This window comes from Alicyclobacillus suci (genome assembly GCF_017329615.1).
Classification (GTDB): Bacteria; Bacillota; Bacilli; order Alicyclobacillales; family Alicyclobacillaceae; genus Alicyclobacillus; species Alicyclobacillus suci.
The window spans coordinates 87,179-111,492 of record NZ_JAFMTW010000003.1; the positions used below are offsets into that span (position 1 = coordinate 87,179).

Genomic DNA, 24,314 nt, shown 5'->3' on the forward strand with positions numbered 1-24,314 from the left:
GCTCACATTCCCTCCTGCACAGCCGAGAGCCGTAAAAACAAATCCTCAATATCTGTTGGCTTCTCCGTAAACTGGGTCAGGCGCACGCCCGTCTCAACCAGCCGTGTCAACAGCGCGGCCTGCTGCGTATGCGTCCCTGCATAGAGCACTTCGACCCCCATACGTCCACGCTCCACCTGCAACACCTGTTTGTCCTCTGCCAACACACGCATCATCCCGTCGTCATCTCCCTGGGAACATAAGACGAGCGTGCGATAAGCGTTCGAGTGTTGCAACATGACCTGAATTGCAGCGACAGCGACCAGTTCCCCCTTGCGCAAGATACCAATTTCGTCGGCCACCTCCGCCAGTTCGTGCAAGATGTGCGTACTAATGACAATGGTCTTGCCCATATCCCGGAGCCCTTGCAAAACAGCGCGCATCTCCATGCGAGATCTGGGATCAAGCCCGGATGACGGCTCGTCCAAAATCAAAACTTCAGGGTCGTGCATCAAGCAGCGGGCGATTTCCAAACGCTGCTGCATGCCTCGGGACAGCGCATTCACGTAGGTATTGCGCTTATCAGTGAGGCGCACGCGTTCGAGGAGTTCCTCGGCCCGTGAGCGCACCAAGCGCCTATCTACGTCGTAACAATCCGCGAAAAATCGCAAATACTCCATTACCGTGAGTTCGTCGTAGACGCCAAAAGAGTCCGGCATATAGCCAATCGACCTGCGCACCTCACGAGGATTACGCGATACCTCGTAACCATTGATATAGGCGTAACCGTCCGTCGGCGTCGACAACGTGGCCAACATCGACAAGGTAGACGTCTTCCCCGCGCCGTTCTCCCCGACCAGTCCAAACACCGTCCCCCGGTCGACAGAGAGGTTCATCTCGTTCACGGCGACCATCTTGCCATACCGCTTCACAAGGTTTTGTGTGAGAATCACGGCAACGGACCTCCTATGCCCGGATTCACATCCGCATATTGACGTACAAGGACAAGCGTTTTATCACTACTCACATCTTGCGCAACGGTCGGTGTCGGCAACATCGACGTACGCTTGTCCGTCGTCGCGATGACCATCGCACTCGCATTTTCCGCATCGTCCGATGCCGTGGTCACACTCGAGGAGAATTGACCCAAATACGCCCCTAAGGACCGCCCAATGCCATGTGTCAAGTCCCGGTTGTACGTGCCATAGTCCGAAATCCACTGCTTTGTCGTCGTGCCCGACGTGGGATCTAACTCTACCGTCTGCCCCGGCTTCATGCTGCCGAGATGATACATGTGGTCTTGCCAGACAATCGCGACGTGCTCAAGTGGATATGGCGTATCGTTCGTCAAAGTCCCAAAGAGCAAACCGTAGGCACTGCTCAGATTCGTGTCAATCTGTCCACTGTGATTATCCAGGTGTGCAGCGTACACATACCGAACGTGCCAGCGACCCACATTGCGAAACTGCACATTCGTATCCGCATTGCCATAGTGTACCGCTGCGTCGCTTAAAGGCAGGACATCGTTCACAGACAGTGGCACAGCGAGCGTTTGACTTGGCAACGAGAAATCGAGTCCACCTGGGTATGGGGACATAATCGCCTCGACGCCATAGGATTCCGCCTTGCCATCGCCGCTCAGATCTAAAACGCCAACGCCATCCATCAACAACCCGCTCGGCCGCTCGGTGCCGCCAAACAAATAAATCCCGACTGTCGTGATCCCGCTGAAAATAGGCAGCAGCCCCCACGCAAAGTGCGCGCGGCGAAATCTGCGCAACACGAGAAACAAAATGGGTCCAATCACGAGCAGATACACGGCGAAAACGACCGCAAACACAGGCAGTGAAGGGACGCGCAGCGGCGCCAGAGCATCGCCGACAGACGCGAGATTTTGCGCCACCGAGTCACTAAACAGGTGCGCGAGGCCAGAACCCGCCCCAGCGACGCCATCCTTGAAAATCGCCGTCCACAACAGTGGATTGCCCGACCAGCCGAGCAGGTTCGGATCCATCGGCGAAAAAGCAGTCTGCCAGACCTGGCCCCTCCCCAAGTTCTCGCTCGCCAAAAGCGGCCGCTGATTGCTGCCAGCCCACAACCTCGCTGTCGCGGCGATACCGCCGACTTGAACCGGCACATTCGCATCCAATCCGGCACTATTCGCAAACTGGGCGATAAGCGTCCCAGGTACGTCTTTCTCTGCACCTGGCTTTAACGGCACACTCGACTGCCACTTGGCCGGCGCCTGACCGGTGCCCGACAGGACAAGTAGGCCGCCGAGCTCCACCCAGTTGTACAGCGCCTCTTGTTGTGCGGCAGACAACCGCGACAAAGTGTCGACCGTCGTCACGACTGCCGTCAGGCCGCTCAACAAATTAACGGACGTAGGCACCAAATTGGGGTTTAGCGCCACGGGTAACACTGGGTTTACACTTGTGCTCGACCCCGCCAAAAACTGCGTGAATTGACTGCGGTTCGCCAACACGGCGACCAGCGCGACGTGATTGACCGAATTGCCGTTGAGTGCAGCGGTATACAGCGGTTGTCCATTTGCTGAACACGTCACCGACGCGCCCTTTGCGAGAACGACACCCGGGACGTCAATCTCTGTCGTCACCCAACCGTTTGCAGGGAGTTGCACGTGCCACGTCAGTCCCCCGCCCAAACGTCGTCCTCCAACGAGCGCATCGCCGACCTGCACAGTCAGTGTCGCGTCTTCTTTCGCGCCGACATGGTGAATCGTCACCGCAACAGGAACCCAATCTTGTTGAATATAATAACCGCCATACCCGGCGGTCGCGCTCATATACATCGTAGGCTTGTCCGCCGCCGTGGCGGCCAGCACCGTCGTAGGTGCCACAAGGGCCAGTACCGCGCCGCAAAAGAAGCGAATGAGAGACTGCAAGCAAAACAAGTGCATCCCGCGTCGTCTCCTGTGCGCTCTGGCGCCGCTGTGCATGATTTGACCGTTCATGCCATCTTCCCTTCATATGGGCTGCAACTTCGATAGGTCAATCGTTCTCCTACATTGTAATCGTTGCACCCGTTCGAGGAAACTCGACAAAATCAATCACTTCCCAAAAAGAGGGCCCATTGCGACGATGGACCCCCACATTTCAGCGTCCTGCCCGCCCGCCAACAAACATCCGGGCTGTTTCTTCGCGGTGGCCAGGTGCCCCCGTCACACTGCCCGACTTCCGGTTGCGCCGCGCCAGGAAGAGCGCAAAGCCAACCGTATAACCGGCAAGCTGTTCCAACATCGGCACTGAGAGCAGCGACCGGGCGGGCTTCGGATTCATTTCAATCATCGACACTTTTCCGTTTTCCTCAACCGCCATGTCAAAACCAACCAAACCCACCGTTGGATGCCTGCGAGACAGGACCGAGGCGATTTGCTTGGCCCGCGACTCCAGTTCCTCCACAGGGATGCGCTTGCCTTCACGTGCGGCCATGACGTTGAGTTTATCCACATCCATGCGCTCGCCGCCCGCGATAATGTTTGTGACGACACCGTCTCGCTGGGCAACTTTTGGAATGATGCCGACGAGTTGCCAATCGCCAAATCCGTCACGATGGAGCACGACGCGAAAATCCACCTTGCGCCCATTCACAGACATCAAGTTGAGCCCGCGCTGAACAATATGAGGACGCTGTAAACGGCGCTCCATCCAGTGACGAAGTTGCGGTTCACTTATCGTCATGCGCATTTGTGCGGTCTGCCGCTTAGTCCGATCAACACTGACGCGGTACTGATTCGGCCCCAAGCGCTCCACACGCGCGACATCCATACCGCCATATCCACCGATGGGCTTAATGTAGACGACGCCCCACTGCGCGACTCGCTGCATCCCCTGCGACACACTGCGCAGACGCTCCGTTTCCGGTGTGAACTCCAACAGGTCGTTGGAACGCAGCACTTCAATCATGCGCCACTTTCCTGGCAACACAGGATTGTACAAAGGAATGCGACGTTTTCTCGCCTCGCGGCGCAATCTGTCCGAATACCCTTTGACGGCTAGGTGGACATAGACATTTTCATAAATGACATCTGGCAATCGCTGTATCCTCAACACCCAATTCCCTCTGGGATCAGCGGGATTCACCGGGACCCAGGCCCGCACCTGCCCAGTGGACCAATCCACTTTCTGTGGATCAAACAGATACAAATGCGCCCCGCGGCCGAATGCGTTATGCGCCAACCGAATATACTGCATCGACGGTCGGGTAATGGACTTTCCTGCAATTTGCCGCTTCCTTGGCAAAGCGGTTGTTGCCACACCAATATATCCTGTCGAACCTGCCACCACTTCATCACCTCGATGCAATGCCCAGCACATTATATGTAGGGTCGATTGTGGCGGGTCAATGCTCCTGTCTAATAAACATTCCAAGTATTACGGGAGGTGCAGAAATTGCTAAGAAAAATTTGCAAGGGGAAACTACACCGACTGACCGTCACCCAGGCGGATTTAAATTATATGGGGAGTATTACGCTCGATCCGCTCTTGATGCAGGCGGCAGACATCCGCCCTTACGAGCTGGTGCAAATTACAAACTTATCAAACGGGCAATTGTGGCAAACCTATGCGATTGCCGGCGGCAAAGGCAGCGGCGCAGTGTGTCTCAACGGTCCACCGGCGCGGTTATTTCAGCCCGGCGATAAAATCATCGTGCTCTCCATGGGGTGGATGGATGACGAGGAATGGAATGCCCTCGAAGCAAAGGTGGTATTCGTCGACGACCAAAATCGCATTTCTTCAATTGTGACACACAAGCCATCTGAAGAGATGCCGGACGCCGATGGGGAATGAGAAACCACCACACTGCTTCCGGTGGCTCAAAAAAGAAAAGAGGATTATACAAGACACACCTCCAGAAGCACGCTGTCTTCCCCACAGCCCACGTCCTGATGTGCTGTGGGGAAGTACAGTGTTCTGCGGCTTTCGCACTTAAGCGGTATATTCGACCGTAACCTTCGTGTGAATGCCTCCGCGAATCGTAAAATCGCCGACCACTTTCGCATACCGCGGTTGACTGACCGCAACAAAATCATCCAGGATGCGATTGATGCATGCCTCATGGTAATTTGCCTCGTTGCGAAAGCTCCAAAGATACAATTTCAACGACTTGAGCTCCACAATCTTTTCAGCCGGCTGATATTGGATATAGATGGTTGCGAAATCAGGTTGTCCGGTCATCGGGCACAGCGTGGTAAATTCGGCACACTCCATTTCCACCGTATAAACGCGATTTGGGTGTGGGTTAGGAACGGTCACGAGTTCTTTGGTCGGTTGTGTCAACATATCCATTCAATCCTCTCTATCGGAAAAGTGCATGCGCATAATGCATGGAAGTATCGTGCATGGAAGTTCATGCACGGCGTATCGTGCATGGAAGTGGCAATGGACAAGTCCAGAGATCACCCCGTACCAATATACAGACGTACGCCCAAACGCGCAATCCTAAGCCGTTTTTAAAGCCTTCTCTTCTCATTTTGGGACCTTATAAGTGATGAGGTCGTAGATGCTCCGGAGAAAGTCGGTCGAGACACAAAGGAAATTATCGCTTCATATGGTGTTTTCATTAAGAAGCAATCTTGAGTTTCAAACCGTGTTGTTCACAGACCCACCTGGATACTTCATCGCGCGAAGCTTTCACGCGTCACCCACCGTGGTATGCTAAGGAGAAGATAAAGGTCGAATACGACATGAACTTGGTGGAAAGGACAGAATCCATTGCAGTTGCCAAAGGCATTTGTCGAGATGATGAAACCACTCCTGGGGGCCGAGTGGGCTGATTTTGTTGCGGCATTTCGCGAAACTCCGACGCGCGGCGTGCGGGTTGATAAGTGGTCTATAGACGAACCAACGCACACGTCCAATCCAATTCCCCCGGCGGTACAGAGGCACTTCAACGGATCCATCCCATGGCTGCCTTTGGGGTTCTATATCGACCAGGAATCTATACTCGGCCGGACCGTATATCACGAGGTCGGCGCGTTTTATATTCAAGAGCCGTCCGCCATGGCCATTGCACGAGCGTTGGATCCACAGCCTGGCGAACGCATTCTCGATCTCTGCGCAGCCCCCGGCGGCAAAACCACCGCCATCGCGCGACTACAAAAAGATCTGGGACAGCTTGTCGCCAACGAGATCCACCCCGCACGAGTCCGCATTCTGGCGGAAAACCTCGAGCGAATGGGGACAGCAGCAGCCGTGACCAACGCATCTCCAGCCGAGCTTGGGGCGGCATGGCCAGATGCATTTGACGCCATTTTGGTCGACGCGCCGTGCTCGGGCGAAGGGATGTTTCGAAAAGACCCATCCGCGCTCACACAGTGGTCAGACGATACACCAACACGTTGTGCGACGCGCCAACGGGACATTCTCACGTCTGCCGTGTCCATGCTGCGCCCTGGCGGTCGCCTGATTTACTCGACATGTACGTTTAACCCAATGGAAAATGAACAGATTGTCGCCTGGCTGGAGGACACCTTCGGGATGTCCGTAGAAGAACTGCCAGACCTGCCACACTGGTCGCCGGGTCGACCCGATTTCGCGGATGGTCGCGATAGCTTGCTGCGCACACGTCGTCTCTGGCCACATCAGGCGCGTGGCGAGGGACATTTCGTCGCCCGTTTGCGTAAGCCAGAGGGAGACACCGGAAAACAGCACGTGCCCGCAGGAATCGACGTACATCCACGTTCCCCGCACAAAAAGGCGGCGTCAAGACGAACTTCGCTATCATCCAACGCGGAATTCAACACGTGGTTCGCCGATGTCTATGCCGGTTCGGAGATGTCTATTCAGAAACCACTTCTGCATAAGGATATCTACTTTAGTGATGAACTCAAAAGTCTTCCATATTCAGGAATCCGTGTGTTGCGGCCAGGGACACCGTTGGCGAAGCGTGGGGCGAACCGGATCGAGCCGCTGCACGGCCTAGCACTGCGCGGCCACCCGAGCGATTTTGTCCGCACGGTGACGGTCGACGAACAGGCAGCCATCCGCTTTATCGCCGGCGATGCGCTCGCCAATCCGACACAAATGAAGGGATTCGTCGTGGTGGCGCATGCGGGCCTATGTTTGGGATGGGGCAAAGCGGTACCAGGACGTATCAACAACTTGTATCCGAAAGGGTGGCGCAAAACGGGCTTGGTTGAATTGTCGTAATCAACTAGCGCAACAATCACGACTATGAAACACATCAAAGCACCTTCACTAGGCCCGAGTGTTTGTCACGGTGCCGCGAGAATGGGGGAGTTACAATGCAAAACGGGTGGAAAATCAGCGTATTCGGTGCCGGTGGTACTGGCGGAGAGATTGCCGAACTGCTCGTGCAAAGAGGTTATGGAACTGTAGTGCTCATTGATGTGCAACAAGACCTGGCCGAAGGCAAGGCCTTGGATGTCGGCCAGTCAGGCGCCCTCCTCGGTTCCGATACACAAGTCATCGGCGGCGCCGAAGCGGCGTTGACAGCAGATTCTGATGTCGTGGTGATTACCGCCGGGATTGGTCGAAAACCGGGGCTCAGCCGCGAAGACTTGTTGGCCACCAACGCAAAGGTGATGCAGCAAATCAGTCAATCCGTTCGCGCCCTCAGCCCAAACGCGACCCTCATTGTCCTAACGAATCCCGCCGACATCCTCGCACGCATTGTCTTCGAAGAAACAGGGTTTCCCGAACACCGCGTGATGGCGCAAGGCGGCATTCTCGATAGTGCGCGCTTATCCCATATGATTCACCAGTTGACCGGGATCAGCCACAAACAAATTACATCGATGGTCCTGGGCGGCCACGGCGACCACATGGTGCCCGTACGCGAGTTCGCCTCCATCGGCGGCATTCCAGCGAGTCACTTCTTGACCGACGACCAATGGGCAAACGCCGTTCACCGCACACGCTTTGGCGGCGGTGAGATTATGGAAAAGTTCAAAACGCATGGTGCATCCGTAACCCCTGCGCGCGCTGTGGTCACGATGATAGATGCCTTAAAATCCCCCACCGGCCATGTGTTGCCAGTTTCTGTGCGCAGTAACGGCGCCTACGGGCTACACGAACACGTATTTATTGGCTTGCCTGTTCGCCTATCACACCGAGGCGTCGAGCAAATCCTCGAACTGCCACTGACAGACGACGAACACCAGGCACTCGCCGCCTCTGCAGCGTCGATGCAACAGACCTACGACGACTGGAAAAAAACAACGACCGCCACGGATTAAACTCCGTCGCGGTAGTCATAAAAGCCGACGCCTGATTTGCGTCCGAGCTTACCTGCACGTACCATTTGTCGCAGCAATTGTGGCGGGCGGTACTTCGTGTCGCCCGTCTCCCGATGCAATGTGGACGCGGTTTCGAGCAACGTATCCAATCCGACCATGTCCGAAAGCGCCAGTGGCCCAATTGGGTGATTGGCGCCTAGTCGCATGCCGGTATCGATATCTTCCGCCGTTGCCAATCCTTCCTGCAAGACAAAGATAGCCTCGTTCAACATCGGCACGAGAATGCGATTGACGACAAATAGCGGGGCCTCTTTCACCTCAATACACTGCTTGCCCATGCGCTCACAAACAGTTTTCGCTGCATCTAGCGTCTCTTGGTTTGTCTCACTGCCGGGAATCAACTCGACAAGTTTCATCACCGGAACTGGATGGAAGAAATGCATACCGATAAATGATTCCGGTCTATCCGTGGCGCTTGCCAATTCCGTGATAGACAACCCTGACGTGTTGGTCGCAAAGATTGTCCGCGGCGAACAAATCAGGCTCAACGCGCGAAAAACCGCTTGTTTCGTCTCCATCTTCTCGGGCACTGCTTCAATGATGAGATGAACATCTCGAAGCATATCCAAATCTGTACAAGCCCGAATGCGCCGAATTACGCGCTCGCTCTCATCTTGAGAAATTCTCGCTTTGCGCGCTTCCGACGCCAGACGCCGGCCAATTTGGAATAACGCACCGTCCACTGCATCCGCATCAATATCGTATAAAAACACATCATAGCCTTTCGTAGCACCGGCCTGTGCGATTCCCCTCCCCGTCAGTCCAGCGCCAACGACTCCGATTGAAGTCACTTCCATGACACACCCCTCCGTAGGTCTATTATGTCATAAAGCAACCGCCGAATCGGAATTTTTTTAGATCTGCCAATTTATCATTGATGTTTATTTATACTTTGAATATGTTAACATGAAACTAAATGATTTTTAGGAGTGATAACTCAGTGTCAAAAATTCCGTTGCGTTGCCCGGCATGTGACTCCGCAATGCAAGTGACTCAACTTCACTGTCCCCTATGCGATACACAGGTGCAGGGGCACTTCACGGTCAGCCCCCTTCTCCACTTGACCGCGCAGCAACTCCATTTTGTCGAGGTCTTCCTCAAGTGCCGCGGCAATATTCGCGAAGTCGAACGAGAACTGGGCATTTCCTATCCCACGGTTCGCGCGCGACTCGACGAAGTGATTCAACATCTTGGCTACCATCCATCTAAGCCAGAAGAATCATCCACCGGACTCGACGCCATCGTACAGTTTGAGCATGGCGAACTCAGTTTTGAGGAGACACTAGAGAAATTGCGAAAGGGCTGAATCGAATGATGCAAGAGAGACTAAAAATTCTCGAACTCGTCGCAGAAGGAAAACTCACGGTCGAACAAGCAGATTTACTGCTTGACGCACTGCAGGAAAAATCGAAGGACAAATCAGAAAGCAAAGCTTCTTGGGACAAGGCGACCAACGATTTGAAAAGTATCGGCTCACAACTGTCGAGTGTCATTGCACAAAGTATGACTGAACTACGCCGCGGGTTAGAGACGAATCTCGCCAATTTATCGTTTGGCGACCACATTGCTACCGCCGTTGAACGGGAATTCGCCACAGATATACAGGCACTACGGGTAAACGCCAGCAATGGTCGCGTCCGCGTCGAGCGCTGGTCAGCACCATATATCCGCCTGTACATTCAAGCAGATGTCCGAGCCGACGAACAGGACAAGGCCAAAGAATTACTGGAACAAGCCATGGTCATCAGCGAAACCGAGCACCAAGTCGATTTGCGGCTTCTTCACCGCGTCGATGGAGCGCGTGTCGGCGGTATCCGCATCGATGTCTATGTCCCCGAGACGCTAGACAATATCACTGTGGAAACCCGCAACGGCGATATCTTTATCAACCGTGCGTGCGCTACCACAATCAACGTGGAATCCACCAATGGACAAATTCACATCCATCACGGTGAGGCGGACATATTGCGGTCGACGACACAGAACGGATCAATTGTGCTACACGACTCGTTGTCCGTGCGCACAAAGGAAGTCTACGCCGAATCGCGCAATGGCTCTATCCAAGTACGGGGTATTCCTGGCGATACACCCGTGCGCGGAAAGGCGATAACTGCTGCAGGTACGATACAAATCAGCCACCCTGACCTGGACGTCAGTGACTCGTCTGAGCATCGCCGCAATTCGTGTAGTTTTCGCACGAAAGAAATGACGGATGATGTGACCCCCTCCGTATCCGTATACCTAGAGACAAAAAACGGAAGAATTAACGTACAGTGATGAATCATCATACCCACTGTTCGTGAGGAGGTTCCATGTGCGCCAGAGTGAACTCTATTTCGCACTCGCCGTGTTGTTCGCACTCTATCTGACGTGGCGCGTTACGAGTTCCATCCGCAAGACGATGAAAAGCACGCCAGAAGAAGATCCGCAAGACACGGAATAAAAATGTGGGCGGGTCAGCGGAAATCACTTCTGCAGGCCTGCCCGATTTGTCGTCAGAGCGTCGCGCGCCAAAATTTCTCGGGCGCCGGTCACCTCAAGCACCGTGCCGTTCACCTCTTGGCTGTCCGGATGACAAAGCCAAGTCACTGCCCGAGCAATATCCTCGCCCACTGGCGGACGTAGCCCTTCTTCTGTCAGCTCTCCTGCGACGTCTTCAAACATTTTCATTTTGTCGCCGCCGCGGATATCGCCTGGACAAACCATATTCGCCGTAATCCCATACGCCCGCTCTTCTCTCGCAACTGATCTCGTGAGCGCCGCCAACCCGGCTTTTGCTGCCGCGTATGCAGCGCGAAAGCGCCAACCGCGTGCCTCCCCCGCGCCGTCGTAGCCGACAGTTATGAGGCGACCGAAGCGGCGGCTACGCATATCGTGAATGAGCTCTGTGTACAGCCAAAAGAAGTTCGTGAGATTTCCATGCATCATCCGCTGCCACATATCCTCATCATAATCTGCGAGCGGTTTCCGCTCGAACACAAACGGGCCAAAGTTGTGAACCAGTGCATCAATCGAGGCAAATTGCGCTTTTGCCGCAGTTATCGCCTGAAGAACGGAAGTTCTATCAAACAAGTCACAGTGGATGGCGAATGCGCTTCCCCCTTCGCGCTGCACCTGCTCGACCAGTTGCCTGGCTTCCTCTGCACTCTCGCCGTATGTAAACGAGACGTTCCAACCTGCTCTCGCCAAGGACAACACCATGGCGTGCCCGAGTCCCTTGCCAGCGGACGTCACAAACGCGGTTTTTGCAGACATGGCTTGTCCTCCTTTCAGCATCGAAGCGCCGCAACTGTGAGGGATACGCGGCAAAGCAAACCGCCTATCCCTCCAGCGCATGCGCCACGAACCTTTACCAGTACGGGCCCCAGCCCCAGCCCCACACCCAAGGGCTCAACGCGAGCGCAGCGGCAAACGGAATGAAGAACAGTGGCCAAAAAACTTCTTCGGCGTCTACATTCTTCCCGCCAACCGAGTCGAGTGTCTTCACAGACAGTTTCTCGGAAGCGCTAACGGTCCTGCCGCCGCCTTGGTATAAGCGCAAATACATTCCATTCTGGTCGACATGGTGCAAAATACCGCGGTGAACGCCATAAACCGAATGGACAACCACCGGTCGACCGATGTGTTTCATCGCCAAAGCACGAATGTTTGCCAACCTTACTTCCCCCCTCGCGCGTTTGCTTTACTCTATGGCGCGAGGGAAAAAACGAATGGACGGATGCCTGCCCACCAAAGAAACTAGGCAGTATACTCTACGATTTCGACCGATTGAATGTGCACCGGATCGACAGGTTGACTCGGCTCGCCCATCGCGCCGCGCTGAACAGGCTGCGAGGCAATCGCCATCACGGTGTCCATCCCGGAGGTCACGCGACCAAACACAGTGTAATTCGGCTGCTGATTCAAGTTGCGACTCATCTCACCAGTGCATACGAAAAATTGCGATCCGTTCGTGTTTGGACCAGCATTTGCCATGGCGACCACACCTGGCTCATAGGGCAGGGCCGGGGGCAATTCGTCCGCGAATCGGTACCCTGGACCGCCGCGACCGGTACCTGTCGGGTCTCCACCCTGAATCATAAATTCACGAATGACGCGATGGAAAATCACGTCGTCATAGTAGCCGTCGCGCGCGAGAAAGACGAAGTTATTGACGGTTTTCGGCGCTTCATTCGCCAGCAGTTCAATCGTAAACTCGCCAAGCCCCGTATGGACAATCGCCTCGTATCGGGCGCCTTTAATCAATTGCATCTCTGGTTCGTGCTGATACTGCTTATTCGCTGCCATCTGGTCACCTCATCAAAAATACTGCCGCGCTTGAGTGCGTAGGCTCAGTGCCCATAGCTTACCACACGTGCGATAGTAACCAAAGTTCGTGGAGCTGATTCGTTCAGCCATCGCAAGAAGTGTCCCCATGGACATTGCATACACTTCCTTTATTTCAGTAGAATACCCTTGGAGGTGTCGATGACATGGAGTATCGCAGACTTGGTAAAAGTGGTCTTAAAGTTTCGGAAATTGCACTCGGCAGCTGGCTTACATATGGGACAGTGACCGAGAAGGAACGGGCCATCGCATGTGTCAAACAGGCGTATGAACTCGGTATCAACCACTTCGATTGCGCAAACGTGTACGGTGCACAACCGCACGCCGCTGAAGAAGTGATGCAAGAAGCACTGAAACCGTATGCGCGCGACAGCTACGTCATCACGACGAAAGCTTTCTGGCCCGTCGGCGACGGTCCCAACGACAGAGGCCTGAGCCGTAAGCACATCATGGCCCAGGTGGAAAAAAGCCTCAAGGCACTCGGCGTCGACTACATCGACATCTTCTACTTTCATCGCTTTGACCCGGACACAGACCTCGAAGAGAGCCTGCGCGCACTCGATGACCTCATCACGCAGGGGAAAGTGCTCTATGGGGGCCTTAGTGAATGGCCAGCCGATAAAATTGCGGCCGGCGTGTCGCTTCAAAAAGAGCTTCAACTGCATAAATTTGCAGCGAGCCAGCCGATTTACAATATGTTCGAGCGATATATCGAGCAAGCAGTCATTCCCATCTGCGAGGACGCAGGCATTGGACAAGTGGTCTTTTCGCCGCTCGCACAAGGCGTGCTGACCGGAAAATACCGCAAAGGTGCACAAGCGCCAGAAGGTTCCCGCGCTGCCACCCCCGGTGTGAATCGCTTCCTGGAAGGCAGACTCACGGAAGACGTCCTCGACAAAGTGGAACAATTGTCCGCCATCGCCACGAAGGCAGAACTCAGCCTGCCACAACTGGCACTTGCATGGGTGCTCCGGCAGCCCAATGTGGCCAGCGCATTAATTGGCGCAAGCCGTCCTGAGCAGGTCGTCGAAAACGTGAAGGCTTCCGGCATCACGCTCAACGAAGACATCTTACATGACATTGAGGCCGTCCTCGCGTAATTTGCGACGAGTCTACCCAGGCGCCGGCGAGTCGGCGCCTGTTCTATTTTCTACTTCTACAGATATATTGGGGGCAATTCGGGTGAGATCAATTTGTACATACGACGAAGCACTGGATATCGCCATCCATCTCGCTACACCCCACCGCATCATCGAGCGGAATGTGTGGACGAAGGCACCGAACACAGCGATGCTCGCCGACGATGTTCACGCGGCGATTGACCTACCTCCGTTCGCACGCGCGATGATGGACGGCTTTGCCGTTCACCACTCTGACATTTTGGGCACGCAACCGTTACAGGTGATTGCCGATGTCCATGCGGGCGAACAGCCGAAGACGCCAGTCTCTCCTGGCACGGCTGTGCAAATTCGCACCGGCGCACCGGTTCCGGAAAATACCGCAGCCGTCGTCCGCAAAGAATGGACAGAATGGATGGATGACCATACTATCCGGCTCCTACGGCCTGTCTCTGCTGGCGAATCAATTCAACCCTGCGGTCAGGATACCGCTCAAGGTGCAGTGCTTTTATCGCGGGGCGTGCAAATCGACGGCCAGACGACGGCCGTACTACGCGCAGCCGGCGTCACCAGTATCCCTATCTACGCACCTGTGCGCGTCGGAATTGTCAGCACTGGTAGCGAACTCGTCACAGACCCGACAAAGCCACTCCGTGCAGCACAAGTGTATGCCGCCAGCGACGCTTTTCTGCAATCCACACTGGAGGCACTGGGCGCACAGGTGGTCGATATTTCGTACGTCGATGACCATCCCGAACGCATTGAACAAGTAGCGACCCGGTTCATCGCAGATGGCGTCGACTATGTCCTACTCACTGGAGGTGCCTCCGTCGGTGACACGGACTATGCCACAAGTGTCATCCGCAAATTGTGCGGCACAGACCAGTTGCCCATCGAACGCGTGTGGATGCGACCCGGGTCACCATTCCTGGCGGGAAGAGCGGGACGGACTACAGTGTTTGGCTTATCCGGCAACCCTGCCGCTTGCTTTGTCCAGTTTCACGTTCTCGTCCTCCCAGCCATTCGCCGTTCACTAGGCATCAATACGACGATGTTCGCGCAAGAGGCGGTACTAACACAATCCATTCGCCTAAAACCCATTAAACACGTCCGCTTTTATCGCGCGACGGCCAGCGTTGACGGCGTTCACGTACGCGTAGAACCTCAAGTAGGTCAATCGTCCGGCCTGGTGACAGGACTCGCCTATGTCAACGCCATCATCCGACTCGATGAACAAGTGTACGAAGCAGGTGATACCGTGTCCATTCAGTTGACACGTACAACGACTGGGCGTCTGTTCTAAGCGTGCTTCGCCTTGCGCGCACGCTCGTACACGCCAAAGCGATACTGAATACGTTTGTAAAGCGCGAGATTCTTCTTGTTGCGCGCGAACAGCGCATGACTGGGCGCCGTATTTTGTTCAAGCAACCAGATGCGACCGGACGAGCTAATCGCCACATCAAAACCTAATTCGCGATAGCGTTGATAGGTGTCAAAGTGCCGTGCAAAAAGATAGCCTAAGCGCTCGAGTTCTGTGACGGTTCGCTTGACTTTCGCAGGTGTCCAGCCAAGGGCCATTTGTAGTGCACTATCCACATCCATCACCCGGCCGCCGCTGAGCGCCGTGTTCGTCACCACGCTATTCCCCCCAGCAATCTTGGCAATCATGCCAGAATAACGCCACCGCCCGCCTGGTTTTTCGCGCTGCATCATCACGCGAATATCCATCGGACGACCCCCTATCTTGGCAAGCTGGATACCCTGCTGCACAATATACATTTTTCCATCACGCAAATTATCGATATATTTCGCAGCAGATTTCACATTTGGAAACTTCCGTTGTTTCCGAACGGTGTGTTGTACCACAATTGATTTCCCGTCATACCACGCCTTCATAATCCCCTTTCCCTGACTTCCAGCGACCGGTTTGACATAAACCATTTTGTATTTGCCAAGGAGTGCCCCAAAGTTCTCTACCGTATATTTTTTCGTCTCTGGCAAAAACTTTGCTATCTGTTCATTTCTCCGAAAGAATTGATACAACAACCATTTGCCCATTTCAGGCTTGCGCTCGGGCATCCCAATCATCGACTCCTGTCCAAAGATTCTGATGTCATACTGTATGTTTGAACCAGTGACAGAGAAGGTGATAAATGTTCCGAATCGACACGTCGCCCGCCCGTTTCATGCAGAAAGTTGTGGGAGCGTGTATAATCTTTTGTGATACGATACAATGAGCTCTCGACTGATACGTGCCAGGGGTGAATCATATGAAGGTACGCAAGGCGGTCATCCCGGCTGCCGGGTTTGGCACTCGCATGTTGCCAGCTACAAAAGCTGTGCCAAAAGAAATGCTCCCGATTTTAAATAAACCGTGTATCCAATACATCGTCGAAGAAGCGGTTTATGCGGGAATTGAAGAAATTCTAATTATTACAGGCCGCGCCAAAAAGGCGATTGAAGACCATTTCGACAGATCGCCGGAATTGGAACTTCACCTAGAGCAAAGCCGTAAAGCAAATATGTTGACGGAAGTGAAGGCGATTTCTGATCTGGTGGACATCCACTACACTCGCCAGAAAACGCCGCTAGGCCTTGGGCATGCCATTCTCTGCGCAAAGTCCTTTGTGGGACAAGAACCGTTTGCAGTGCTGCTCGGCGACGATATCATCCAGTCCAGTTCGCCGGTCACTCGGCAACTGATGCAACATTATGAGGATGCAGAGCGAGCGTTACTCGGCATCCAGCCCGTTCCACAAAAAGACGTGTCCAAGTACGGCATCGTCGAATCTGGCCCTGCCTCGACGAAACCAGGTGTGGTGCCAGTGCAGCGCGTGATTGAAAAGCCGAGCGCCGATGAGGCCCCATCCAACTTGGCAGTGCTCGGTCGCTACATCTTGCCTGCCTCAATTTTTGACGCACTCGAAGAGACGCCGCTCGGACATGGAGGCGAACTCCAACTCACCGACGCCATTCAACAATTGGCGGCAAAAGGACTCGTCGACGGCTTTCAATTTGAGGGTGTACGCCACGATATTGGCAATCTGGAGGGCTGGTTGCGCGCGAACTTGTCGTTTGGCTTGTCGGAACCAAAGCTGGCCGACGCCATTCGCGGCTGGCTGACAGACGACCACCTAAAAAGTCAACTGGCTGCACTATAACTATGTTCCGCATTTCATCAAAACGGCCCCGCTCACCTGTTTTCTCTGGTGAGTGGGGCCGTTTTGCTTTCTATTCGCTTTGCTGGCGGTGGCGACGAAGTAACTCGACAAAAATGTCCGGAAGCGACAGAGACTCCACTTCAAGCGCGATATTAGGCCGTACGAAGTAAAGAAACGCCTGAACGGGCTTCGCCTTTGTCAGCGGTCGGAGGGCCTCTAGGTAGGTAGCCACTTGCGCCTCGTACTCACGCTTAGCGGAGGTCACATTCGCGGCGTCCACGTGATCAGTTTTGTAGTCAATCACCAACCACCCATCCGCCTCCTCGACCAAGCAGTCAATGACACCTTGTGCCACGATAGGGACGGTTCGCCGTCCGTTGTCGACAGGCACATCAATCCGGTGGAAAAAGGGCTGTTCCCGAAACACTCGAAGGCCTTTTTGCATGCGCCGTCCCAGCGGCGACTGGAGAAAACTTGCCACCTGTGGGATGTTGAGTGCCGCAGCAATCTTCGCATCGATTTGCTTCTCCTCAAGCAAACGCTCGATTTCCTGCGCAATCGACGCAACGTCCCCGTCAATCGATATGCAAAACCGCTGCATAAACGCGTGGAACGCAATCCCTTCTTCCCGTGGTGTGACGGCGTTCGGGCGCACAAATGCCGGATCTTCGAGTAAAGAAGCAGCTGCCTGTCGTCTCCGAACTGGCGCATCCCCCATCAACGCGACGTGAAGACGGCGCATATCCGTCGCAGATACTTTGCCGAATAACACATCGAGCGCGTGATCCGGCCGATCAACAATGCGAATCGTCGCCCGCTCGCGCGGCTGCTGTGCGATGCGCGCCACAATGGCGTCCCACGCCCACTCAGCCCCCTTGTCTACGTCCTGACGTTTTGGTTCACTGGCAGTCACCTGATTCATGTCGTAGACATAGAGTGCGAGATTCTCGGCCTCGGTCGCAAAGACGTGGCCATCCCAACTATCCGATTGCACCAATTGCTGCAAGGCAGTAGCCCGGGGATGGCGCAGCATAATCGGCAAAAGCCAATCCATAAACGACTTGGCACCGGTAAAGGCACCGGCGAGCAGTTGCTGTCGTTGCCCGCCATGCGCGTACACAGCCTTATTCACCTGACGCGCGAGATTTTGTGTAGAGCCGACGACAATCAACCGCTCACGTGCGCGGGTAAACGCGACGTAGAGCACACGGGCTTCCTCGGCGAGCGTGCTGCGGCGTTCCGCGTGTGTCACAGCAATCGACGAAACCGTTCGCCAGCGCTGATGGGTGTGCGGGTCATACGCGACGGCGCCGATGCCCACGTCGCGATTGACGTACAAAAGATCCTGCGTCAGACGAAACTGCTTACCTAAGTCAATGACGAACACCACCGGGTACTCAAGTCCCTTACTGCGGTGAATCGTCATCACCTGCACCGCATCCGGCTCCGTGACGTTGGCAGCGCCCAAATCTAAATCGGCTTCATCTTCTCGCTGCCACTGTTGCAAAAACCCGTAGAGTCCCGCGAATTTCGTCCGCTCGTCATAGGCGCGAGCCAAGTCGAGCAATTTTTGGACATTCGCCTTGCGAATCTTGCCACGCGACATACCGCGAACGTATCGCATGTAATCCACATCTTCCATCACGCGGTACAGCGTGTCGACGACGCTCGACTGCCGCGCAAAGGTGCGCCAGGTCTCCAGTTGCTGCAAAAACGCCCGCGCCCGATCAACGGAATCTGCATCGCGAATTCGTTTTTGCGATTCATCTAGCGCCTCATCATCAGGCCGTGCGATGCTACGCACGCCGTCCCAAAGCGTTCGTCGCGAACTGAGTCGCACGCGGGCCAGCATGTTTTCATCCCAACCGACAAACGGTGACCTCAATAACGTCACAAATTGCAAGTCGTCCCGCGGATTGTCGATCACGCTCAAACACGCGATGAGCCACTGCACTTCTAACGCCTCAAAAAATCCAGTCGAGGTCGTCGCCGACACGGGAATGCCAGATGCTTGCAACACGTCGACCACCGTATTTAACGCGTCGCGGCCAGACCTCAAAAGCACGGCGATGTCGCCAAACGCGAGTTTGCGGTTGGTGCCCGCCTTGTTATCCCAGACCTGGACGTCCTCCGCCTCCATCATTTCCCGAATCCGCTTGGCAACCACACGCGCCTCCCGCTCCAGCGCCGACACGTCGACGTCTTCAAACGGCTTCACACTTTCTTGCCTTGCCACATCCGTGTTATCCGCTTGCCCATTCTCTGAAAGCGCCGAGGAGCGGTCCAAGAAGTGCACTTCGACCAGTGGACTGGACGGATCTGCCGGCGGGTAAGCTGCCCCAACGACCATACGCGCCCGCTTGTCGTACGCAAACCCCGTCAACTCCGGACTGAACAATTGTCCAAAGACGAAATTAACGAAATGTACAACGCCGTCACGGCTTCGATAGTTTTCGGTCAAATCAATCGCCAGGCCGCCATCCTCCGCCTGGTAGCGCCCATAGCGATGGAGAAATAGGCCCGGCTCCGCCATTCGGAAGCGATAGATACTCTGCTTGACGTCGCCCACGGCAAACAGGTTATCCTGGTCGAGCGTGGCGAGATCGACAATCGCATCCTGAATCGGACTGGTATCCTGGTATTCGTCGACGAACACGTGACGGTAATTCTCCTGCAACCGATACAGCGCGCCAGATTGTTCGTCCGCCAAGGCAGTGAAGGCCAGATGCTCCAAGTCCTGAAAGTCAATCACGCCCTCCGCCTGCTTGCGCCGCCTCATTTCCGCTATGACAGCTTGTACAAGTTGACATAGCGTCTGAATATGTGGCGACAACAGGACAAGATCTTGAGATAAGCCTTCGACGCCCCGCGCAAGGACGGGCACAATGACTTTCATACTCTCTATTCCCTCGTCGCGCAAGGCTTTGATTTGCTGTAACTCCGGCCCTTTATAAGAACTGCGCGGGGATTTCAACGCCGTAAACCGTGAGATGGCCGCCGCTAGTTCGTCAAAGTCGATTGTCCCTGTCGGGGATTTGAACGCATGGCGCGCCTGCAGAACAATATCCTTCGCGTCCTGCAACCACGCCGCATACTTGTCCACCTCGGGAATGGTCTCTGCTAACGTGTGCGCCAGTGCAAAATCGTTGTGTGCCATTTCCAGGTGTTCAAGCACCCAAGCTGAAAAGGCGTTGGCAAACGGCGTTTCACTCCACGGTCGATATGTAGAGGGATACGCTTGCGCGATTTCCTGTAACCAGGTTTCCGGATGTACTTGGCTGTTGGCCGCGTCATAGAGCCGCAGCAAAACTTTCGCCAGGTTTTTATCATCGGCCAGCCGAAGCCCAATCATCATCTGTCGAATCGCCTGCGCGTCGCCAGAGTCGTCCGCCAACGCCCGCTCAATCACATGGTTTGCGACGTCTATCGAAAGCAGCGCCTGCTCGTTCGCGTCGAGCAAGCGGAAATCCGGTGCCAAATCGAGATACAGAAGGTTTTGGCGCACGACCTCAAGACAAAAACTGTGAATGGTCGAGATTTGCGCTTGCCACAGCGACGTCGACTGCCGACGCAACCGCTGTGCTGCAGTGGAATTGCCCATCTGACGATATTCCTGAATGCGCTCTTGGATTCGCACCGCGATGCGCTGACGCATCTCTCCGGCGGCCGCCTCCGTAAACGTCATCACCAAGATATTCTCCATGTTCAGGGCGGGGTCGGTTTCGAGCAGATGAAGGACCCGCTCAACGAGGACGGCCGTCTTCCCTGACCCTGCGCCCGCCGAAACAATCAGGTTCCGCTTGGTCGTCGTAATGGCGCTCGTCTGCGCTTGTGACCACTTCATTTCTCTTCACCTTCCCCGGCGGATGAACTGACGATATCGTCGAACCGCTTGGCCAATAGCACGTGATACGACGAGCCGTGATCTAACGGTTCAAAGTGACAAACCTTGCGGAAGGAACACCTTGTGCACGCGCTGTCGTTGTGCGCCTGCAGATACGGTCGTACAGGCACCTTGCCCAAACTCAAGTCCGTCGCGATTTGTTCGATGCGCTCGCAGACAAACGCCACGGCATTCGCCCACTCCTCATCCGTCCAGACCTTCGCATGCTGGCGAAACGTTCCGTCTTTCTTAAACAAGTCACCAAAGAGTTCGGACTTGCCATCCGGGAAATTCCTATCCATCGCAGAAATCGCCGTGCCGTCTGCGTTAAAGTATCCTTCAGGCACATACGCCTTGCGCAAAGCCGACAATGCGGCCGCATCTGGCTCTGGAACTTCCGAGATGGCTGGCAGACTCAATAACGGCAAATAAAATGCACCCGCCGGGCGAACCTGTTTGCCCGTACGGCCCAGTTTTTGCTGGACCACCGCAAGATACACAATCAACTGCAACTGCAACCCGTAAAACATGCGAGTGGCATCGAGTTTCTGACTGCGACCACTCTTGTAATCAAAAATGCGGAACCAAGTAGTATCCCCATCTTCGTACACATCCAGACGGTCAACTCGCCCTCGAATCACCACATCCTCACCGTTGTTCAAATGGATGGTCAAGGGGGAACTATCGCTATCCTCAAACCCAAACGACCACTCTAGCTCGAACGGCTCATATGCGCCTTGCTTCGCCTGCAACCATAATACTTCCGCCACCGCATGCAGATAATTGCGCAAATCGGCCGCACGCGCCCCTAAAATTCCTCCTTGAAAATCCGCGTGCTGCCCTCGAGCCAACTGCTCCGCAAACACGCGTTCAGCCAGTTGCGTCATATCTGCCAACTGCAATTGCTCAAAGCGCACTTCCGCTCGGCGGTGCATATCGACCAGTTGAAACACCGTATCGTGCAGAAGGTTTCCAATATCTGCAGCAACCTTTGCCCGCGCCATGTCAGGATTCACCCGCAAGCCAAACCGAACAAAGTATTGATAGGGACACGCGGCGTAATTCTCCAGACGATGCACACTCAATTTCAACGGGGAGCCATAGAGTTGCTTTACCAGTGCCGCTTCTATCTGACCTGTTGGCAGCGTGTGCGACAGCCCCGCAATCGCCCGCTGCAACCTGCGACTGCGTGCATCGGTTTCACCAAACCACGATACGATATCCAATAAATCGTGGCGGCCAAACAATTCTTCCATATCGCCTTTATCTTTCGCTTGCGCAAAAATCTGCACCACCAAATCGAGCGCCACCGAAGATCTCATCACGTATAACGCGTCGTCAGCGGTTATTAGATTTCTACCTTCGTTCAGCGCATGTACCGGTTGTACCGGTGTGCCACAGGCATCACAAAGTCGTATCACATACGGGGACGGCCGCTGTTCCGTAGCGCCATGGGTTCGCGCGAAACTAATTGTCAAACGCTTGTTCGCCCGCGTAAACAGCAAATACGGCGTCAGTTGGTGAATCGCTGTCAATTCCCGGGTCGTGAAACCAATCGGAATACCAAACAATTGTGCAAACATATCCCGTTCGTCATCTTGTAGCAGCCCATTCGATTGCACGCGTTCAGGCAGCGCACGGTCAGATGCACCAACGACAAAGACGTAATCCTTCACCCAGGCGTGCGCATGTGTGTAAGGGCGAATCAACACGTCGTCAATGCCGCTGGGAATGGTCGATTGCCTCTCCTCCATCAATGCGGACGTGACAAGCTGAAACAAATCTTCGCGAACAAACTGAGCCTCGCCGCCCACATTCGCGAGGTCGTTTAAAAGCTGGACGGTCAACTGCCACGCCTGCTCATGCTGACTCGCCTGGAGCGGATTTTGATGGACATCTTCAAGCACGACCGACTCGGCGACAATCGATTTTGCGTTCACGGCCATCAGCAGATCCCACAGTGCCCGTGCAAATGCGAGAGGCGTCAGGATTTCCGCTGAAACGGCTTCGTAAAACGGTTGAAAGAACGCCATCAAATACCTCCGCAGGCGATTGGCCCGTTCGTCTTCCTGCGTTGCAAACTCCATTGCATCAGCGGTTGAAGCCTGCTGCCGAAATATCCAGTCCTCCATCTGAAACCAGACTTTCGCACCTGCGACGTCAGCGGCTTTCAAGTACATATCAAACCAGTCGACATCAGCCTGCTTGAGCCCATGAAAATCGGTTCGCAACAATCGCGCCATCGCATCTGTTGACAAATCTTCCACGACAGCCCGCAACGCCGCGAGCAAAAACCGTCCCAGCGCGTGCGCGGCAAGCGGTGGAAACGCATCTAAAGAATGCGGAATATCGTAACGCTTAAAGACGTCGTGTAGGCGCACGCCCTCCTCCTGAAGCGACGGAACCAACACGGCAATATCGCGAAACGCAACGTGCTCTTCCTCCACAAGGCGCAAAATTTCATCTGCGACGGCATGTGCCTCAGCCTCGTCATCTTCGGCCATCCATACCCGAAGCCCATCGGCTACACCGCTCGACGTCACCGACTCACCGCCGCGAAACACCTCTTCCAATTGGGACAGCGGCCGAATTTGTCGGACATCAGCGGTTATCGCCAACGCCTGTGACGTCCAAGAAACACCCTTTTGCTCGAGACACGCCGCCAACTGTAACGCACTATACAGGACACCAGGGAGATACTCGCGGCCGTAATTTTGAAAGTGCGGCAGCCAGTTGGACAATCGCTCAAACTGTGGCCAAAGCGCCGAAGCTTGTTTCACCCAATCCAATTCCTGATTCGTCCATGCGTCGGGGAGCACAAACGTAAAAGTACTTTGACTTGCAGTCGCCGCAATTTCCCCCATCAGCGCAACCTGATCAGACGTTAAACGATGAAACCCATCAAAATAGAACGTGGACTCAGCGAGCCAATTCACTTGCGGCACAGCCGCTGTCGCCGCTGTGAGTAGCAGTGCCGGATCAAAAAATCCCTTTTCGCGAAGCCGTTCGCGATAGCGAATGTATAACAGACAAAGGTCGCGCAACTTTCCGATAAGCGACTTACCAACCGTCATTTGTGCCCGAGGCACACCGACTGCAAGTGATGCTGCAGCCGACTCGAGGGCCCCCTCCATGGCAGCCAGATTGACCTGGTACTGGGACATCTCATCAAAAGCGTCAAGCACCAGCTGATAAAATCCAACATTGGCTTGCGCGCGCTTGAGTGGACCAAGTTGCTCGCGCAATTCCCGATAGACGTCAGCAAACAACATCTGCTTGCCGGACGCATTAATCGTTTGCTCATCACTGCCGCCGGCCGCTTGCCGAATTCGCTCCGCCAACCGCGTCAACGTAATGACTTCACAGCGCAGCGCCGACGGAATTTGCTCCATCAACATTTGCTCCGCAGCAAATGCCACATCATCTGGCACGACCCAGAACAAAGTGGGTCCAATTGGCGCCTGTTCTGTCAACCTCTGCATATCCGCGACGACACTGTGAGATTTGCCACTACCCGTCGGGCCAAACCAAAACCGAACATCGGCCACTCTGTATTCCTCACTTTC

The 24,314-nt window shown here is 54.7% G+C and carries 19 protein-coding genes and 1 pseudogene; 9 read left to right on the plus strand and 11 right to left on the minus strand.

Annotation, left to right across the window (positions count from 1 at the left end; translation table 11 throughout):
• Positions 1 to 2: 2 nt before the first annotated feature.
• The 3 genes from J3482_RS02855 to J3482_RS02865 all read right to left on the minus strand — a co-directional run bounded on the left by J3482_RS02855 (position 3) and on the right by J3482_RS02865 (position 4,283).
• Positions 3 to 932, minus strand: a complete 930-nt coding sequence (locus J3482_RS02855) for an ABC transporter ATP-binding protein (RefSeq protein ID WP_146824556.1) — start codon at positions 930 to 932, stop codon at positions 3 to 5.
• Positions 929 to 2,899, minus strand: coding sequence for a DUF8725 domain-containing protein (locus tag J3482_RS02860; RefSeq protein ID WP_146824555.1), 1,971 nt, complete (start codon positions 2,897 to 2,899; stop codon positions 929 to 931). The genes J3482_RS02855 and J3482_RS02860 overlap by 4 nt, the downstream gene beginning before the upstream one ends.
• Positions 2,900 to 3,095: 196 nt before the next feature.
• Positions 3,096 to 4,283 (minus strand): YheC/YheD family protein, encoded by a 1,188-nt coding sequence (locus J3482_RS02865; protein ID WP_328702638.1) that lies wholly within the window; start codon positions 4,281 to 4,283, stop codon positions 3,096 to 3,098.
• A 108-nt stretch (positions 4,284 to 4,391) separates the two neighbouring features.
• Between J3482_RS02865 and panD the strand changes: the two genes are divergently transcribed.
• Positions 4,392 to 4,790, plus strand: a complete 399-nt coding sequence (gene panD, locus J3482_RS02870; RefSeq protein ID WP_146824060.1) for an aspartate 1-decarboxylase — start codon at positions 4,392 to 4,394, stop codon at positions 4,788 to 4,790.
• Positions 4,791 to 4,937: 147 nt separating this feature from the next.
• Here the strand turns inward: panD and queF are convergent.
• A pseudogene (gene queF, locus J3482_RS02875) lies at positions 4,938 to 5,282 on the minus strand (preQ(1) synthase); the annotation flags it as partial.
• Between the two features lie 432 nt (positions 5,283 to 5,714).
• On the opposite strand from queF, the gene J3482_RS02880 reads away from it, so the two are divergent.
• Positions 5,715 to 7,151, plus strand: a complete 1,437-nt coding sequence (locus J3482_RS02880; RefSeq protein ID WP_223204233.1) for an NOL1/NOP2/sun family putative RNA methylase — start codon at positions 5,715 to 5,717, stop codon at positions 7,149 to 7,151.
• Between the two features lie 95 nt (positions 7,152 to 7,246).
• Positions 7,247 to 8,200 carry a malate dehydrogenase gene (locus J3482_RS02885; RefSeq protein ID WP_146824061.1) on the plus strand — a complete coding sequence of 318 codons (954 nt, stop codon included), beginning with the start codon at positions 7,247 to 7,249 and terminating at the stop codon, positions 8,198 to 8,200.
• Here J3482_RS02885 and J3482_RS02890 read toward each other — a convergent pair.
• On the minus strand, positions 8,197 to 9,057 hold the full coding sequence (locus J3482_RS02890; RefSeq protein WP_206922021.1) for a 3-hydroxyacyl-CoA dehydrogenase family protein: 861 nt from the start codon (positions 9,055 to 9,057) through the stop codon (positions 8,197 to 8,199). The two genes, J3482_RS02885 and J3482_RS02890, sit on opposite strands and share 4 nt — an antisense overlap.
• Before the next feature lie 143 nt (positions 9,058 to 9,200).
• On the opposite strand from J3482_RS02890, the gene J3482_RS02895 reads away from it, so the two are divergent.
• The 3 genes from J3482_RS02895 to J3482_RS21220 are packed head-to-tail and all read left to right on the plus strand — an operon-like array spanning position 9,201 to position 10,703.
• Positions 9,201 to 9,566 (plus strand): DUF2089 domain-containing protein, encoded by a 366-nt coding sequence (locus J3482_RS02895; RefSeq protein WP_206916792.1) that lies wholly within the window; start codon positions 9,201 to 9,203, stop codon positions 9,564 to 9,566.
• A gap of 5 nt (positions 9,567 to 9,571) precedes the next feature.
• Complete coding sequence (locus J3482_RS02900) at positions 9,572 to 10,537, plus strand: DUF4097 family beta strand repeat-containing protein (protein ID WP_146824063.1); 966 nt, start codon at positions 9,572 to 9,574, stop codon at positions 10,535 to 10,537.
• Positions 10,538 to 10,574: 37 nt separating this feature from the next.
• On the plus strand, positions 10,575 to 10,703 hold the full coding sequence (locus J3482_RS21220) for a hypothetical protein (protein WP_268884541.1): 129 nt from the start codon (positions 10,575 to 10,577) through the stop codon (positions 10,701 to 10,703).
• Between the two features lie 23 nt (positions 10,704 to 10,726).
• Here J3482_RS21220 and J3482_RS02905 read toward each other — a convergent pair whose 3' ends face one another.
• From J3482_RS02905 to J3482_RS02915, 3 genes are all read right to left on the minus strand, one after another.
• Positions 10,727 to 11,515 (minus strand): SDR family NAD(P)-dependent oxidoreductase, encoded by a 789-nt coding sequence (locus J3482_RS02905; protein WP_146824064.1) that lies wholly within the window; start codon positions 11,513 to 11,515, stop codon positions 10,727 to 10,729.
• 94 nt (positions 11,516 to 11,609) lie between these two features.
• Positions 11,610 to 11,915, minus strand: coding sequence for a hypothetical protein (locus tag J3482_RS02910; RefSeq protein WP_236017823.1), 306 nt, complete (start codon positions 11,913 to 11,915; stop codon positions 11,610 to 11,612).
• Positions 11,916 to 11,998: 83 nt separating this feature from the next.
• Complete coding sequence (locus tag J3482_RS02915) at positions 11,999 to 12,547, minus strand: peptidylprolyl isomerase (RefSeq protein ID WP_146824065.1); 549 nt, start codon at positions 12,545 to 12,547, stop codon at positions 11,999 to 12,001.
• Positions 12,548 to 12,732: 185 nt separating this feature from the next.
• Between J3482_RS02915 and J3482_RS02920 the strand changes: the two genes are divergently transcribed.
• Together J3482_RS02920 and J3482_RS02925 are read left to right on the plus strand one after the other, a co-directional pair.
• Entirely contained in the window at positions 12,733 to 13,686 is a 954-nt protein-coding gene (locus tag J3482_RS02920; protein WP_021298256.1) for an aldo/keto reductase family protein, read from the plus strand.
• A gap of 82 nt (positions 13,687 to 13,768) precedes the next feature.
• Positions 13,769 to 15,007, plus strand: a complete 1,239-nt coding sequence (locus tag J3482_RS02925) for a molybdopterin molybdotransferase MoeA (protein WP_188332322.1) — start codon at positions 13,769 to 13,771, stop codon at positions 15,005 to 15,007.
• Here the strand turns inward: J3482_RS02925 and J3482_RS02930 are convergent.
• Complete coding sequence (locus tag J3482_RS02930; RefSeq protein ID WP_206922022.1) at positions 15,004 to 15,783, minus strand: YheC/YheD family protein; 780 nt, start codon at positions 15,781 to 15,783, stop codon at positions 15,004 to 15,006. The genes J3482_RS02925 and J3482_RS02930 overlap by 4 nt on opposite strands.
• A 191-nt stretch (positions 15,784 to 15,974) precedes the next feature.
• Between J3482_RS02930 and galU the strand changes: the two genes are divergently transcribed.
• Positions 15,975 to 16,865, plus strand: a complete 891-nt coding sequence (gene galU / locus J3482_RS02935) for a UTP--glucose-1-phosphate uridylyltransferase GalU (protein WP_146824068.1) — start codon at positions 15,975 to 15,977, stop codon at positions 16,863 to 16,865.
• 70 nt (positions 16,866 to 16,935) lie between these two features.
• Here the strand turns inward: galU and addA are convergent, their stop codons facing one another.
• Positions 16,936 to 20,709: a helicase-exonuclease AddAB subunit AddA gene (gene addA, locus J3482_RS02940; protein ID WP_206922023.1), complete on the minus strand. Its 3,774-nt coding sequence runs from the start codon at positions 20,707 to 20,709 to the stop codon at positions 16,936 to 16,938.
• Positions 20,706 to 24,296, minus strand: a complete 3,591-nt coding sequence (locus tag J3482_RS02945; RefSeq protein ID WP_206922024.1) for a PD-(D/E)XK nuclease family protein — start codon at positions 24,294 to 24,296, stop codon at positions 20,706 to 20,708. The genes addA and J3482_RS02945 overlap by 4 nt, the downstream gene beginning before the upstream one ends.
• Positions 24,297 to 24,314: the final 18 nt, after the last annotated feature.

Bases quoted from the DNA above. Each gene is read 5' to 3' on its own strand.
- J3482_RS02860 (WP_146824555.1), bottom strand. From the start codon at position 2,899: ATGCACTTGTTTTGCTTGCAGTCTCTCATTCGCTTCTTTTGCGGCGCG.
- J3482_RS02885 (WP_146824061.1), top strand. From the start codon at position 7,247: ATGCAAAACGGGTGGAAAATCAGCGTATTCGGTGCCGGTGGTACTGGC.
- J3482_RS02890 (WP_206922021.1), bottom strand. From the start codon at position 9,057: ATGGAAGTGACTTCAATCGGAGTCGTTGGCGCTGGACTGACGGGGAGG.
- J3482_RS02900 (WP_146824063.1), top strand. From the start codon at position 9,572: ATGATGCAAGAGAGACTAAAAATTCTCGAACTCGTCGCAGAAGGAAAA.
- J3482_RS02905 (WP_146824064.1), bottom strand. From the start codon at position 11,515: ATGTCTGCAAAAACCGCGTTTGTGACGTCCGCTGGCAAGGGACTCGGG.
- J3482_RS02915 (WP_146824065.1), bottom strand. From the start codon at position 12,547: ATGGCAGCGAATAAGCAGTATCAGCACGAACCAGAGATGCAATTGATT.
- J3482_RS02920 (WP_021298256.1), top strand. From the start codon at position 12,733: ATGGAGTATCGCAGACTTGGTAAAAGTGGTCTTAAAGTTTCGGAAATT.
- J3482_RS02930 (WP_206922022.1), bottom strand. From the start codon at position 15,783: ATGCCCGAGCGCAAGCCTGAAATGGGCAAATGGTTGTTGTATCAATTC.
- galU (WP_146824068.1), top strand. From the start codon at position 15,975: ATGAAGGTACGCAAGGCGGTCATCCCGGCTGCCGGGTTTGGCACTCGC.
- addA (WP_206922023.1), bottom strand. From the start codon at position 20,709: ATGAAGTGGTCACAAGCGCAGACGAGCGCCATTACGACGACCAAGCGG.